The following is a 14596-nucleotide window of genomic DNA, read 5'->3' on the forward strand; positions in this document are numbered from 1 at the left end:
TGCAATTACATAATGAAGTAAGTCTGCCGGTAGAATTTTAAATCTATAGATACAGACATAAGGTTGTATTCAGGTGCATAAATAGATTGCTGCGTATTTAGTTACCTAACTCTGTATAGAGCTACAAACACACAAAGGAACTTAAGTACTTACATAAATAATTAAAAACAGTTAAAAGATGAATCCAAAACACAAAACAGTATTTATCGCCTTTTCTTCTCAAAAAGGCGGTGTCGGTAAAAGTACCTTTACCACATTGCTTGCAAGTACACTACATTATCGTTTGGGCTACAATGTGGCCGTATTTGATGCCGATTTTCCACAACACAGTTTGATGAAAATGAAATCCCGTGATTTGGCAATGGTCATGGAAAATGAACATTTGAAAAAGCTGGCGTACAAACAATTTACCACCATCAACAAGAAAGCCTATCCTATTATGCAACACAAAGCAGATAGTGTATTGGAAGCGGCACAGGAATTTTTAAATACTTCTCCAGTAGCCGTTGATGTGGTATTTTTTGATCTTCCCGGAACAGTGAACACTCCTGGGATTTTGAAAGCATTGGCGGGAATGCACCACATTTTTAATCCTATCACGGCTGACCGAGTGGTAATGGAGAGTACGCTGATTTTTACGCAGTTATTGCAGGATGTAATTATGAAAAAAGGAGAAACTTCAATCGAAACTATTAATCTGTTTTGGAATCAGGTAGATGGGAGGGAAAGCACCCCTTTATATGAGATTTATAACCAACTTATGGAACAATTAGGATTGAGTTTGATGCAAAGCCAAATCAAAATCAGCACCCGTTTTCGTAAAGAAAGTGAAGAGAATAGCAAAACTGTTTTTCGTTCTACTGTAATGCCTCCGGATGAACGTTTGATGAAAGCCTGTCAGTTAGATCAGTTTGTAAAAGAATTTTTGAAAATTATTCAATTGTAGTTTTATGGAGAAAGATAATAAACGAAAAGTAGCTCCTGAAATCAACGAAGAGTTGATGATGAATCTAATGGTGGATGGAGTAAAAAAGGAAGGTTTACAGCTTCCAACAGAACCAACTGAAGAACCGGAAAAAGCAAAAAATATTTCTAAAGAACTCCCACCTTCAAAATCTTTGATTAAAGAAAAGAGTAGGGGCAAAAGGGGCAACGAAGCAGATTACGAAAGCATTTTTTTAAAAAGAGCAGAAACTAATGCCCGTGATGGAAAAACAGTGTATATCCGACCTGATTTTCATGAAAAACTATCCCGAATTGTACAAGTGATCGGTGAAGACAAGATCACTATTTATGCCTATTTAGATAATTTGCTGGATTACCATTTTCAGGAATTTGGTGAGCAGATTACCAAGAGTTTTAATGATAAATACAAACCTATTTTATAATTGAAGTTATGGAAATAGTAATTGTAATATGCCTGCTGATTGTAATTATCCTGCTTTTACAGGAAAAAATTATTATCAAAGTAGGCAACAAACCAAATCCAAAGCAGAAAGAAACAATTAGTAATGTCTCCGATGTTATGGGACAGCCCAAACCTCAAAGAAGCCTTTCAATGTCAAACCATACCAATGAATGCCAAAAGAAAAATGAGGAGCAGAAAACGAATAATTTTGACATTGAAATTGATGATCAAGATATTGATAAGCAAATTCCGCAGGAAGAGCTGGATGAAGTTTTTGGGAAGCTGCCTGATTTTGAGGAAGAGGAAGAGGAATGGAATAGTTATGGATTATCAGATGGAGATAATGGTTTTGCCCAAGGGGTTACTTTTGAAGAACTGAGTTCGGTAGAGATGTTGTTAAAAAAAGAGAAATGGAAGCCCTCTCAAAAGGAAGCAGCTACTGCTATAGTTCAGAAAATACAGGGGACCGAATTATTCGACCTACTGGAAAACTCTATAGAAAATGCTTCTCAAAAAATAGCTAAGTTGTTAGATGCTACACTTTCTTCAGAAACGGACGCCGGTTCTTCCATTTTGCGGAAAAATGATTTAGAGGATTTTGATATTGGGGAGTTTGTGTGAGCTCCCCAATATTTTATTTAGCTTGATGGTTTTCAAGATCAGTTTTATATGCATTTAATATAGTTTCATTAAGCTTTGCATATTTCTGGAGTTGAGAGATTCTTTTTGTTAACCTTTCAATATCATATTGTTTTGAAAAGTCATCATCAATATTAAAAGTTGTGTTATTATCTAGTAGAACATTAATAATATCTGTTTCAGTATTATCTGATAATTCAATTGTATTTTCAATCCACTCCTTTGTTTTTTCATTTTTTGCATTATTTGAAGCTTGATTGAATGCGTATTCAATCCAAATTCTGGACGTCTTATCAATTTCTTTGGCAATATCCATCCATTCTTCTACAGGTGTATTGTCTATTTTTAATCTCGTTAAGTCTTTACTACGAAATGCATTGTAAAAATACGGATCATCTGTGTCAGGTTTTAACTTAGATAATGTTTCCAAGAGAGACTCGAAACTTTCGAAAGGTCTTCTTCCGGTTGGAAGTGAATGCCGATGTTGCCATAATTTTAATATAACATCAAAACATTCTTTTTCAGCAGCCTCTTTTTGACTACCTTCTGATTGTTCTGCCACAGACATTTTTTCTGCAAGATAATGAGCCATCCAGCGTGAGAAGGTATCAACGCCTGGCTCTAATTTTAGCTCTTTCACGAAGAGTTTACCCAAGTTTATGATTTTTTCCTGTTGTTCTAAGTTCTCCATCTGATGATAGTATAAATAGTTTGTGTATAGGTTTCGAATATTCGTATTTATCTTTCTGGCTTCGGTATTTATAATTAATTTCCCTTTTTATGCTAACTTCGAATATCATGTCACAATTAAGAGTTGAACACATGTGTTTTAAGAATTGTAATGATGCTTTTAATTGTTTACCAGCTTGGTCTGGATTTTCATCTCTGTCACTTCGATGACTACTCCATATTTCGCATTGCAACGCAGGAAAAGATAATGTTGGTAAATACCAAAATTTTCCATCATTCCCCAATGATAAATTTAATCTACTCATTATATCAGCTCCAACTATATAAGGAGGATAATCCACATTATCCGCATAAGGGTCATATTTATCTAATCTTTTAGAAATTGATTCATCTTTAATCCATCCTTTAAGTATAAAAGAATCGGAATCTATTTCATTATCATCTTCTTCGTAGTCTGGAAGTTTATAATCATATGGATCACTACAGGTTTCTAATGCTATCATCAATGATTTTGACGTATTTTTAGAAACCAATGAAGAAGTGATTGAAAAACTTTCTGTTCTTTCACCATCACCTTCTTCCCATCCACCTTTTACACAAAACCATTTTTCTCCGTTAGAATTATCCGTTAATAGTGCTTCAATATAATTATTTTCTGATATATCTGTTCTCCAATTACCATCCTTGTTTTTTGAAATCCATTCTGGTCTTTTTAATGGTACTGGATCAGAATAATCTATTAACCATTTTCCATCATCGCATGTTAATAAATGTCCAGAAATCCACTCATCCCACTCGTTATCATACCAATCACGTTTTGAAACTATAGGCATTTTTTCTATAAGCTTTGCTGCTGCTACCATCATAGAGTGATAGGATAAATAAAAATCAAGATTATCAGTTTTTGGGTAACTTCCATGGCTATGCGAAGTTTCTCTTTCATTGGGATCTCTATTCCATATAGAAACTCTTGGATCATTGTAATATCCATTTTTATCTTTTATACCCCATTCTTTAATAATAACATTAGCAGCTATGTCTTCTACTTGTTTCCCAGGTATGCCAAATACATTGCCTAAGGGTTCAAACCAGTATCTATCAAAATCCCATCCGAAATGAAAATCATATTCAGTAGCAATTTCTGTATTGATATGCCAGTAACTATCAACTTTCTCATTGTAGTTCATTTCCAATATTGGCATTTTATTTTTACCAACAGATTTTAGTTTCCTCAAAGTTTCCTCATTATATATATTCTCCAATGAAATAGAGATATTTACCGCTATTTCTGCTGAAAATTTTTGTATGAGAGCATGAGGCTCTCCAAAGGCATATTGAATGAATATGTCATTGTACCGAGTCAATAATTCAGGCTTTTCTAAAGAAATTCTTACTAAAGCTATTAATGAATATAATCGTGCATGAAGGTTATAAAAAGGAAATTTATGGTTACCATAAGCACCTACTTTATTATACTTTAACCAATTAATTAATTCATCAATGATATCCGTACAGTTAAATTCCGCTAGTACTCTTACTGTATGTACTGCATTCCACCGATCTACCGAGCGAGGAGAACCAAGGGCAGACCAAATGAAACCTGCTATTTGATTATTGATATTTTTATCTGTAAAGAGCTCTTTTCTCCATTCTCCATCACCAAAATCATTGTCAATATGGAGTTCAAATCTAGACAGTGTATAATCAAGTAAATCTGCTGCCTTTAGAGAATCAATTGTTGGAATAGTAATACTTACAAATCCAAAAAACATTTCTGCATCAGAGAACTCATATCCGTTTGCGAGCCCTTCAAATATCCCTTCTTTTAGTTTATTAATTTCATCTTTATTAAGGCTAAAATGTTCCACAAAATATCTAAACGAATATGGACTAACCAGTTCCTGTGCGTACTTGAATCCTAATTGCTTTACTACAACAGTCCATTTTTTCTTGAAACTAACTTTATTTTTCCATTCTTCTGGGAGCGAATTGAAAAATGATGTGAATTCATAATGACTTAATTCAGATGAAAGTAATACTTCGATAAATTTCCAAAGATTGTTTTCACTTAATCTTATTATAGCTTCATTCCAAAAGTTGTTTATATTCCTGTAAGAACTCTTTTTGGATATTGTATTAAATTTATGAATGCATTTTTCAAATTGTTCATTATTTAGAATATTCAGAGTTCCAAAAATATGTTCCCAATTTACATAATCTTCTGTGTGATTTGTGTTTGAAACAGTTTTATTTTTTTTATACTCTGGTAGTGTCTTTTTATTCTTTTGATTATAAACTAAGATTCCATCTAATGCCTCATTCTGGATATTTTGTCGGGAGGCTATTAACTCCATCTTTTTCCAATATTCGGGAGTAGAACCTTCTATTTGAAGCAGATGAATGGCATCTGCAAGTATCTTTTTCTTTATTCCAATATTAGTTTCATTTTCCAGACAGAGAGAAAGCAATTCTTCATGTTGATGATAGGAAAAAAATCTAGACATTGCCCATCCTGTTGAAGACGATATTTTACTAGATTGTATCAATTCAATCAGTAATGCTTCTAATTGGTATTCAAACCTTCCTATGTCTCTATCCCGCCATCGACTTAGTGCGGATATTCCTTCTCCGCTTGATATTCTCGCACAAATTGCAATAGCTTCGCTTCTGTTCCAATACTTTTCGCGTGAGACGTATTCTCCCACTACTTCAGCACAGCGTATAAATCGATACGCTAATTCATCGGAGGTACTATCTCCATTGCATGATTGCTTTGCAAGCGATACAACTGCTTCCCATCTTCTAACTATTTCATCGCCAAATTTAGACACAATATTTACGGCTTCTTCAAAATATACACTTGCGTCATCAGGAGCGGTATTCAATACAGCACGTGCAAGCCCAATATATCTTTCCGCTGTTTCTTCCGGCCCATCTTCGGTGGTGCTTTTTATTCGTTCATAAGCACTTAGCTCAAGTTCTTGTTTTATCAAGGATAAATGCGATAATCTGAATGCCGCTCTTACTATATTGTGTTCATCAGATATCCACAAAGATTTATTGTTTTTGAAGTAGGTATTATAAAACCAGTTTATTTCTTCAGTATTTCCTTTGTTATGTAATATTAGAATAGATGATTGAAGTGCAGCAATTTCATTAGGTAAAGTATCGTAAGATCGATATCTATTGGTTCTTGCATTTATTGATTTGTCATTTGCATTTTTTAATTCATCTGCAAAATTGAAGTCCTGTTGGCTCAATATTCTAACTCTTAGAAAATACCAGGGAAACAATCCATTGATTACTTCTTTGAATTCTTTAATCTCATTATTTCTATCGTTGTCATTCTTTTTCTTTTTTTCTGCTAGATTTTCAGGTAAAATAGCATCAATATCTACTTCCGATTTATCTTCCAATAGCTTTCGGATAGCGAGTGTTTTTAGGTAGACGGTCCGTTCCTCAGATTGATGTTCGCTGTATACCATACGTGACGCTTTTGAAGGTATATAGTGTCTCAATACCCTTAGAATTTGTCGGGAAGGTAAGTTTCTATGTAAACAAGCCTCTGTAAAAGAGACTATAGCGGGTATAATATTGTCATTATGATAGGAATGCTGCGGTCTTTTAATTCTGGATTTTGAACCTGTTAAGAGCATTAAACAAGTATCTATGAGATGTTTTTCCGGAAATATGCCAATTTTCATGAGTTCGCTAACAATAGCCACTGTATAGTATTGTTGTCTGGTGCAAGTTTTTAAAAAATCATTAATAGCTTCAAAGTTTCCAACATCTACAAGCCTTTTTATTAGATTTTTTATTATTCCAAAAACAAATGCTTTGGATGTGAATCGATTTAGAAAATTAATACAATCTTCTACTCCATAAATATTGAAAAATGCATATGCTAATTCTACAACATTACCTTCTGTAACTTCATTTTGTGGATGGCGTTCATCACTTTTTTTAAGTTCTTCAAAGTGTATTTTTAGCCAATTTACAGCTGCTCTTAAATAGCCTCTGGCTTCTCCCTTATATTCATTAATTCCTGACAATAATGAAGCAGTATATACATTTTCAGAGCCATTCCAAGCTCCACTCAATAAACGCTTGAATGCAATATCCTGAACCTTCTGTTTATCCTGTAAATTGACAAGTAAATCAATATTGTTAAGAAAAAGCCCCAGTTGCCTCTGATTTCCTGCTACTTCCTCGCCAGCTCTCATAGCTATCTTAATGGCATCATTATATTGCTTTGCTCTCAATGCAGCACGAAAAGCAAACTGTAACCTATAAACACGTACATTTCTTGCATCAATAGGATTATCTTCTGGCAAATAATTATCAGAAAGTGCAATCTCGATTAGGTTTTCATATTTTTCTGCTTGAAGATACAGGTGAGGTAAAACCTCAGCCACATAAGTGTAATCCTTAGCTAAAGGCTCTAATATGTTTATATAGTTCTCAAAAATTTCTTTTTTTGCTAAGAAAGTCTTTCTGAACCAAGTTTCTGTTGGCTCATCTCTGAATTGAACTGATTCGTCTGACAACCACAATGAACGACCGATATCTGCTACAAAGCTCTTAATCGTATCGGTTGTTACTCTTGCTGCTTTTGCTAAGATTTCTATTGGAATATGAGGTGGTAAGCTTGCCAGTCCTAAACATATTGCCTGTATCTGCTCTTGAAAAGAATCCGACAAGGAGTCTTTTATTGCTGATATAGCTGTATTTAATTGCAGTTCAATTTGCTCTTCAACCGTCATTCCCGCAGGACCTAATCTACTTAATAATTCAGAAACAGACGATGCTTTGACACTCAAGGCGTTTGCCTGTACACGAGGGTTGCCACTAGTTAACCGATGAAATTCAGTTCCATCGTTTTCATCAGCTTCGGAGAACCATTTCTGTAAATTTATTAGCGATTCCGTTTCTGAAAATTCTTTTAATTCAAACTGAACAATTTTAGAGCTAGGTTTTAGTAACTCAATTCGTTCTGTTCTACATAGTAAAACCAGCTTACATCCCTCCGGTATATTTTCACGAAGCAACTCATTAGCAAAACAGGGATGATTATATTCTTGGGCAGCCATTTCTGCATTATCTGCCGCATCAATCAAAATAAATAAGTTGGCAGAATTATTTGTTTGTTTTAAGGTTTTTACAACGGTTTCAATCCGCCATAAGAACTTCTTCATAATATCATTATCATTAGATGTATCCTGTACAAGTAAAGGATCACATAGACCTTTTACGGCAATTTCATTGATAATTTGTACCAAGGCATCACGATGTCTATGTCGAGGCTCACTACGGTTTCTATATCGTCCCGCTCCAAAACAATCATAAGCAATACCTATTGAATCTGAGGGTAATCTATGTATTAGCTGTCGACAGAATACAGATTTTCCAACACCGCCTGGCGCATAGACAATGACAGGATATGAAGCACTTAAAATATTTTTTATAAGCTCTTCGTGTTGTTCCCTGTTAATAATATTGTTTGCTTGTTCCCATATAACGGGAGCCGGAAAAAGATCTCTTTCAGAGGAAATACCAAAACGTTTTAAAATATCTTGCCGGGAAATTATCCCATTAGAGTCTGGTAGAACCCTTTCCTGTACAAGAGCAACAATACTTTCAATTTGAGCATTATCAACAGCTCCAGCAATAAGTTGTGCTATTTCTAATCTCAGCTCATCTTTTTGAGTATTATAATCGCCCTCGCCATCATCGAAGTTTAACAGTTTACAAAACTTACTCAGTTCATCTGAAGAAAATCCTGTATATTTTTCAATAGTATTTGTAAACCTTTTATTAACTGTTTCATTATTTGCTAACAAAATTATATTCTGTTTGAAAGAATCTTCTATTGGTCTATTAGTAACAATGGTAAATGAAAAATCTGGAGGATTATTTTCTATTAAATGTTGGCCATATCTTTTTGAAAACCCCTCAATCGTATCCTTCAAGTCACTCAAAACAAACGGAGAATCTTTCTGAACTGTTGTGTGTTTTAATTGGTAATATTTAATCTGTTTTTTGTTGATTATCTCATCGTAATATTCAGCGACATCTACAACATATTCTCCTTGCTTCTCATTTTCTTTTGAGCCTTCAATCACAATCGATTCTATTAAACCGTTTGGATACACCAATCCTAAACAACGTCTGGCTGCCCATCTGTAGTGAAATACATCTCCCGCTCTTGAATATGCTACTAAGTCATTTGACATTATTTATATTTTCTATGTTAAAAAGATTTTAAAGTAGCTAATATACTATTTTTTGAGGGTAATAATTGCCACTTAAAGCCAAACAATTTCTCTTAATGCCACTTTCTTATTGCCCCCAAACTTTCATAACACCTTTGTCACAAAATCTTGCAAAGTGCAGGAATACATAACAAGTTAACTCATTCAATTATGGAAAAACAAAGAAAAAAAGTAATGCTGTCGGTCATAAGTATGCTGTCAGCTTACAGTGCGTTTGCCCAGGGTAATGGTGCAGCAGGAATTAACGAAGCGACACAAATGGTAACCTCTTATTTTGATCCTGCCACCCAGCTTATTTATGCCATCGGAGCAGTAGTTGGTTTAATAGGAGGTGTTAAAGTGTACAATAAATTCAGTAGCGGGGATCCCGATACCAGTAAAACAGCGGCGAGTTGGTTTGGAGCTTGTATCTTTTTGATCGTATCAGCGACCATCTTGCGTTCCTTCTTCCTTTAATCTTTTGGCTGATGAATACATATAACATCAACAAAGGTATTGGGAGAACAGTAGAGTTTAAAGGATTGAAAGCACAATACCTATTCCTTTTTGCAGGAGGATTGCTTGGCATTCTTATTCTAGTAATGGTATTGTACATGGCAGGAGTTAATTCTTATATCTGCTTGTTTATCGGGATTGGTGGAAGTTCTCTGATTATATGGCAAACTTTTTCCCTTAATCAGAAGTATGGAGAACACGGCTTGATGAAAATAGGCGCACGTAAAAGACACCCTCGATACATCATCTGTCGCAAGCCTGTGTACCGCTATTTCAAATTAAAATCCAGAAACTTATGAGAAATAAATCAAAAGCGACTACGCTGGAAAGTAAATTTCCATTGTTAGCGGTAGAAAATAATTGTATTATCTCAAAGGATGCGGATATTACCGCTTGTTTTCGGGTACAACTTCCAGAGCTTTTTACAGTTGCTGCTGCTGAATATGAAGCCATTCATTCCGCATGGCATAAGGCAATCAAGACTTTGCCCGATTATACGGTTGTACACAAACAGGATTGGTACATTAAGGAAAATTATGCTCCTGATATGGCTCAGGAAGATTTGAGCTTTTTAGCAAAATCCTACCAGCAACATTTTAATGAACGCCCGTTTCTGAACCATTATTGCTATTTATTTCTAACCAAAACGACTAAAGAGCGTATGCGAATGCAGAGCAATTTCTCTTCGCTTTGCAAAGGTATCCTTATTCCAAAAGAAATAAGGGATAAAGAAACCATTCATCGTTTTATGGAAGCTGTAACGCAGTTTGAACGAATAGTAAATGATTCTGGTTTTGTGAAATTGGAACGATTAACTGAAGAGGATATCATTGGAACAAATGACAAACAAGGCTTACTGGAACAATACCTGACGCTTTCAAGGGAATTAGGAACTCCAATGCAGGATATTGCTCTGGGAGCTGAAGAAGTTCGTATTGGTAACAAAAGACTCTGCTTACATACGTTGTCAGATACGGATGATTTACCCGGAACTGTTTCGGCTGAAACCCGTTACGAAAAACTTTCTACAGATAGAAGTGATTGTTTATTGTCCTTTGCAGCTCCGGTTGGATTACTGTTGAGTTGCAACCACATTTACAATCAGTATCTGTTTCTGGATAACAGTGAAGACAACCTGCGTAAGTTTGAGAAATCAGCAAGGAACATGCACTCGTTGGCTCGTTACAGTAGAGCCAATCAGATTAATAAGGAATGGATAGAACGTTATCTGAACGAAGCGCATTCTTTTGGACATTCATCGATTCGGGCGCATTTCAATATAATGGCTTGGTCAGACAATCCGGTTGAGCTAAAACAGTTGAAGAACGATACAGGGAGTGCTTTGGCACTGATGGAATGCAAACCCAGACATAATACCACAGATGTAGCCACGCTCTATTGGGCAGCAATGCCAGGCAATGCCGCAGATTTTCCAAGTGAAGAAAGTTTTTACACTTTCATAGAACCTGCTTTGTGTTTTTTTACGGAAGAAACCAACTATCAAAGTTCGCCGTCACCGTTCGGAATCAAAATGGCAGATAGACTTACTGGAAAATCCATTCATTTGGATATTTCCGATTTGCCGATGAAGCGTGGTATTATCACCAATAGAAACAAGTTTATACTAGGCCCATCAGGTTCAGGAAAGTCATTTTTTACCAATCACATGGTTCGTCAGTATTATGAACAAGGAGCACATGTGTTGCTGGTGGATACCGGTAATTCTTATCAGGGATTGTGCGAACTCATCAAAGATAAAACCAAAGGAGAAGACGGTGTTTATTTTACCTATACCGAAGACAATCCAATCGCTTTTAATCCTTTTTATACTGATGATGGTGTATTTGATATTGAGAAAAAAGAAAGTATCAAGACCTTGATATTAACCTTATGGAAAAGGGATGATGAACCGCCAACCCGTTCCGAAGAAGTGGCCTTGTCCAATGCAGTGAGTGGATACATTGAACGAATCAAGCAGAATGACGAATTTCCTTCTTTTAATGGGTTTTATGAATTTGTAGGAGTGGACTATAAAAAGGTGTTGAATGAAAAGCAGGTACGGGAAAAAGACTTTGACCTTGCCAATTTTCTCAACGTATTAGAACCTTACTACAAAGGAGGAGAATACGATTATCTACTCAATTCTGATAAACAACTCGACTTACTTTCTAAACGATTTATTGTATTTGAAATTGATGCTATCAAAGATCATAAAATTCTTTTTCCAATTGTAACCATCATCATCATGGAGGTTTTTATCAATAAGATGCGTCGCCTGAAAGGAGTTCGGAAACTAATCCTGATTGAAGAAGCCTGGAAAGCGATTGCAAAAGAAGGAATGGCGGAATACATCAAATACCTTTTTAAAACAGTTAGAAAGTTTTTTGGAGAAGCTATTGTTGTAACTCAGGAAGTAGATGATATCATTCAATCACCGATTGTAAAGGAAAGTATCATCAATAATTCGGATTGTAAAATACTGCTGGATCAGCGGAAATACATGAACAAATTTGATGAGATTCAAGCCATGCTTGGACTCACCGATAAAGAAAAAGCACAGGTGCTTTCCATCAATATGAACAATGACTCTAAACGACTGTATAAAGAAGTTTGGATTGGCTTAGGAGGGACGCATTCAGCAGTCTATGCCACAGAAGTCAGTGTTGAGGAATATTTGGCTTATACCACAGAAGAAACTGAAAAGTTGGAAGTGATGCGTCTTGCGGAAGAACTCGATGGAAATGTGGAACAGGCTATCAAACGGATAGCACTTCAGAGAAAAGAAAACAATTCGTAATTAATTTAAAATTCGATAAAAATGAGAAAAATGATTTCAATAGTGTGTGTAGTAATGCTATTTACTGTCACATCGAAAGTAAAAGCCCAGTGGGTGGTAACTGATCCATCCAATCTGTCTCAAAGTATCGTCAATACTGCCAGGCAGATTGTACAGACTTCCACTACGGCTACCAATATGATTAACAACTTTAAAGAAGTTCAAAAAGTCTATAATCAAGGGAAAGAATATTATGATAAGCTAAAAGCGGTAAATAATCTGGTTAAAGATGCTCGTAAAGTCCAACAGACCGTTTTGCTTGTGGGTGATGTTTCTGAGATCTATGTAAAGAATTTTGGAAAAATGTTGAATGATCCCAATTTCAATCAGCAAGAATTAACGGCTATCGCCAATGGTTATTCCATTTTGTTAAATGAAAGTACTAACCTTCTGAAAGAGTTAAAGCAAATAGTGTCTGCTTCTACTTTGTCCCTGAATGACAAAGAGCGGATGGATATTATTGACGGTGTGTATAAGGAGGTCAAAGAGTACCATAATTTGGTTCGCTATTTCACCAACAAAAATATTTCTGTAAGTTATCTGCGATCGAAAAAAGCCAATAATAGTAAAAGAGTATTGGATCTTTATGGTACGGCTAATCAAAAATACTGGTAATCATGGAATTCAGTAATCTTCATGAAGTATTACGCTCGCTCTATGATGAAATGATGCCACTATCAGCTGATATGGCAGCAGTAGCCAAAAGTCTGGCAGGATTAGGTGCTTTGTTTTATGTAGCATTGAAAGTTTGGCAGGCACTGAGTAGCGCAGAACCCATAGATGTGTATCCACTTTTGAGACCTTTTGCATTAGGGATTTGTATTATGTTTTTTCCCACTATGGTATTAGGAACGCTTAATGCGGTGCTTAGTCCGGTGGTTATCGGCACACATAGTATCTTAGAAAATCAGGTTTTGGATTTGAATGTGCTACAGCAGCAGAAAGACCAACTGGAAAGAGAAGCCATGCTTCGTAATCCAGAAACAGCCTATTTGGTTTCGGACGAAGAATTTGATAAGAAATTGGATGAACTAGGGTGGACACCAGCGGATTTAGTCACTATGTCAGGCATGTATATGGAAAGAGAAATGTACGGAGTCAAAAAGGAAATTCGTGATGGCTTTAGAGAGTTTTTGGAAATCTTGTTTCAGGCTGCTGCACTTGTCATAGATACGATACGCACTTTCTTCTTGATAGTCTTGTCCATATTAGGACCGATAGCTTTTGCAATTTCAGTTTGGGATGGATTTCAGTCCACACTCACACAATGGCTTACCCGATACATAAGTGTGTATCTCTGGCTGCCTGTTGCCGATCTTTTCAGTGCAATGCTATCCAAGATACAATCTTTAATTCTACAAAAGGATATAGAAAGCTTGTCTGATCCCAATTTTATTCCTGATTCCTCCAATACGGTGTATATCATCTTTATGATTATAGGCATCATTGGCTATTTTACAATTCCTACGGTAACGGGTTGGATAATTCAGGCTGGGGGAGCGGGTAATTTTATGCGTAATGTAAATCAGACCACAACCAAAACTGGAAACATTCTAGGTGCCGGGACAGGAGCAGTTGCGGGCAATATTGGAGGCAGATTAATGAAGTAATAATATTAAATAGCAGTAAAATGGAATTTAAAACCTTAAGAAATATTGAAAACAGTTTCAGGCAAATCAGATTGTATGCCATTGTATTTGCCACATTATGTATTGGTGTAACAGGATATAGTGTCTGGCAATCGTACCGTTTTGCAGAATTGCAACGTCAAAAGGTCTATGTGTTGGACAACGGAAAATCGCTAATGCTGGCACTTGCACAGGATGCTTCTATCAATCGTCCTGTTGAAGCCCGTGAGCATGTTCGACGTTTTCATGAACTTTTCTTTACACTGGCACCGGATAAAAATGCTATAGAAAATAATATGAAAAGAGCGTTCAACCTTGCAGACAAAAGTGCATTTGATTATTACAAAGATTTGTCTGAAAAAGGATATTACAACCGTATCATATCGGGCAATGTGCAACAACGTATTGAAATAGATAGTGTGGTTTGCAACTTCGATAATTATCCGTATGCCGTCAGAACTTATGCTAGACAATTTATTATTCGCTCCAGTAATGTCACTAAACGTAATCTGGTGACAAAATGTTATCTGGTGAATTCTGTTCGATCCGACAACAATCCTCAGGGCTTTAATATTGAAAAGTTTGCGGTAGTAGAAAATAGAGATATAGAGGTTGTTGAACGGTAAAA

At 35.7% G+C, this 14596-nt stretch carries 11 protein-coding genes; 9 read left to right on the plus strand and 2 right to left on the minus strand.

The features are described 5' to 3' along the window. Window positions 1–178 precede the first annotated feature (178 nt). The 3 genes from AAEO59_RS04885 to AAEO59_RS04895 are packed head-to-tail and all read left to right on the plus strand — an operon-like array spanning window position 179 to window position 2029. Window positions 179–946: a ParA family protein gene (locus tag AAEO59_RS04885; protein ID WP_341699619.1), complete on the plus strand. Its 768-nt coding sequence runs from the start codon at window positions 179–181 to the stop codon at window positions 944–946. A 4-nt stretch (window positions 947–950) separates the two neighbouring features. After that, entirely contained in the window at window positions 951–1388 is a 438-nt protein-coding gene (locus AAEO59_RS04890) for a DUF3408 domain-containing protein (protein ID WP_341699620.1), read from the plus strand. A gap of 8 nt (window positions 1389–1396) precedes the next feature. Next, a complete protein-coding gene (locus AAEO59_RS04895) occupies window positions 1397–2029 on the plus strand; it encodes a conjugal transfer protein TraD (protein WP_341699621.1) in 633 nt (210 codons plus the stop codon). Between the two features lie 13 nt (window positions 2030–2042). Here AAEO59_RS04895 and AAEO59_RS04900 read toward each other — a convergent pair whose 3' ends face one another. Both AAEO59_RS04900 and AAEO59_RS04905 read right to left on the minus strand, forming a co-directional pair. Beyond that, window positions 2043–2738: a hypothetical protein gene (locus AAEO59_RS04900; protein WP_341699622.1), complete on the minus strand. Its 696-nt coding sequence runs from the start codon at window positions 2736–2738 to the stop codon at window positions 2043–2045. Then, a complete protein-coding gene (locus tag AAEO59_RS04905) occupies window positions 2695–8970 on the minus strand; it encodes a P-loop domain-containing protein (protein WP_341699623.1) in 6276 nt (2091 codons plus the stop codon). The genes AAEO59_RS04900 and AAEO59_RS04905 overlap by 44 nt, the downstream gene beginning before the upstream one ends. Window positions 8971–9159: 189 nt before the next feature. Between AAEO59_RS04905 and AAEO59_RS04910 the strand changes: the two genes are divergently transcribed. Genes AAEO59_RS04910 through traK form a run of 6 tightly spaced genes read left to right on the plus strand, consistent with a single transcriptional unit; the run spans window position 9160 to window position 14594 of the window. After that, window positions 9160–9465, plus strand: coding sequence for a DUF4134 domain-containing protein (locus AAEO59_RS04910; protein ID WP_341699624.1), 306 nt, complete (start codon window positions 9160–9162; stop codon window positions 9463–9465). Window positions 9466–9476: 11 nt separating this feature from the next. Further along, on the plus strand, window positions 9477–9803 hold the full coding sequence (locus AAEO59_RS04915; RefSeq protein WP_341699625.1) for a DUF4133 domain-containing protein: 327 nt from the start codon (window positions 9477–9479) through the stop codon (window positions 9801–9803). Beyond that, complete coding sequence (locus AAEO59_RS04920; protein WP_341699626.1) at window positions 9800–12301, plus strand: TraG family conjugative transposon ATPase; 2502 nt, start codon at window positions 9800–9802, stop codon at window positions 12299–12301. Before AAEO59_RS04915 ends, AAEO59_RS04920 begins: the two co-directional genes overlap by 4 nt. 21 nt (window positions 12302–12322) lie before the next feature. After that, window positions 12323–12955: a DUF4141 domain-containing protein gene (locus AAEO59_RS04925; RefSeq protein ID WP_341699627.1), complete on the plus strand. Its 633-nt coding sequence runs from the start codon at window positions 12323–12325 to the stop codon at window positions 12953–12955. Between the two features lie 2 nt (window positions 12956–12957). Continuing rightward, complete coding sequence (gene traJ, locus AAEO59_RS04930) at window positions 12958–13950, plus strand: conjugative transposon protein TraJ (RefSeq protein ID WP_341699628.1); 993 nt, start codon at window positions 12958–12960, stop codon at window positions 13948–13950. A gap of 20 nt (window positions 13951–13970) precedes the next feature. After that, the gene (gene traK / locus AAEO59_RS04935; RefSeq protein ID WP_341699629.1) at window positions 13971–14594 is read left to right on the plus strand and encodes a conjugative transposon protein TraK; all 624 of its coding nucleotides are present in this window, start codon (window positions 13971–13973) and stop codon (window positions 14592–14594) included. Window positions 14595–14596 lie beyond the last annotated feature (2 nt).

The organism is Flavobacterium flavipallidum (assembly GCF_038289905.1).
In the GTDB taxonomy this organism is placed as follows: Bacteria; Bacteroidota; Bacteroidia; order Flavobacteriales; family Flavobacteriaceae; genus Flavobacterium; species Flavobacterium flavipallidum.

What these genes read in the sequence shown, in the direction of transcription:
- AAEO59_RS04885 (WP_341699619.1), top strand. Translation starts at nt 179, where the DNA reads ATGAATCCAAAACACAAAACAGTATTTATCGCCTTTTCTTCTCAAAAA.
- AAEO59_RS04890 (WP_341699620.1), top strand. Translation starts at nt 951, where the DNA reads ATGGAGAAAGATAATAAACGAAAAGTAGCTCCTGAAATCAACGAAGAG.
- AAEO59_RS04895 (WP_341699621.1), top strand. Translation starts at nt 1,397, where the DNA reads ATGGAAATAGTAATTGTAATATGCCTGCTGATTGTAATTATCCTGCTT.
- AAEO59_RS04900 (WP_341699622.1), bottom strand. Translation starts at nt 2,738, where the DNA reads ATGGAGAACTTAGAACAACAGGAAAAAATCATAAACTTGGGTAAACTC.
- AAEO59_RS04905 (WP_341699623.1), bottom strand. Translation starts at nt 8,970, where the DNA reads ATGTCAAATGACTTAGTAGCATATTCAAGAGCGGGAGATGTATTTCAC.
- AAEO59_RS04910 (WP_341699624.1), top strand. Translation starts at nt 9,160, where the DNA reads ATGGAAAAACAAAGAAAAAAAGTAATGCTGTCGGTCATAAGTATGCTG.
- AAEO59_RS04915 (WP_341699625.1), top strand. Translation starts at nt 9,477, where the DNA reads ATGAATACATATAACATCAACAAAGGTATTGGGAGAACAGTAGAGTTT.
- AAEO59_RS04920 (WP_341699626.1), top strand. Translation starts at nt 9,800, where the DNA reads ATGAGAAATAAATCAAAAGCGACTACGCTGGAAAGTAAATTTCCATTG.
- AAEO59_RS04925 (WP_341699627.1), top strand. Translation starts at nt 12,323, where the DNA reads ATGAGAAAAATGATTTCAATAGTGTGTGTAGTAATGCTATTTACTGTC.
- traJ (WP_341699628.1), top strand. Translation starts at nt 12,958, where the DNA reads ATGGAATTCAGTAATCTTCATGAAGTATTACGCTCGCTCTATGATGAA.
- traK (WP_341699629.1), top strand. Translation starts at nt 13,971, where the DNA reads ATGGAATTTAAAACCTTAAGAAATATTGAAAACAGTTTCAGGCAAATC.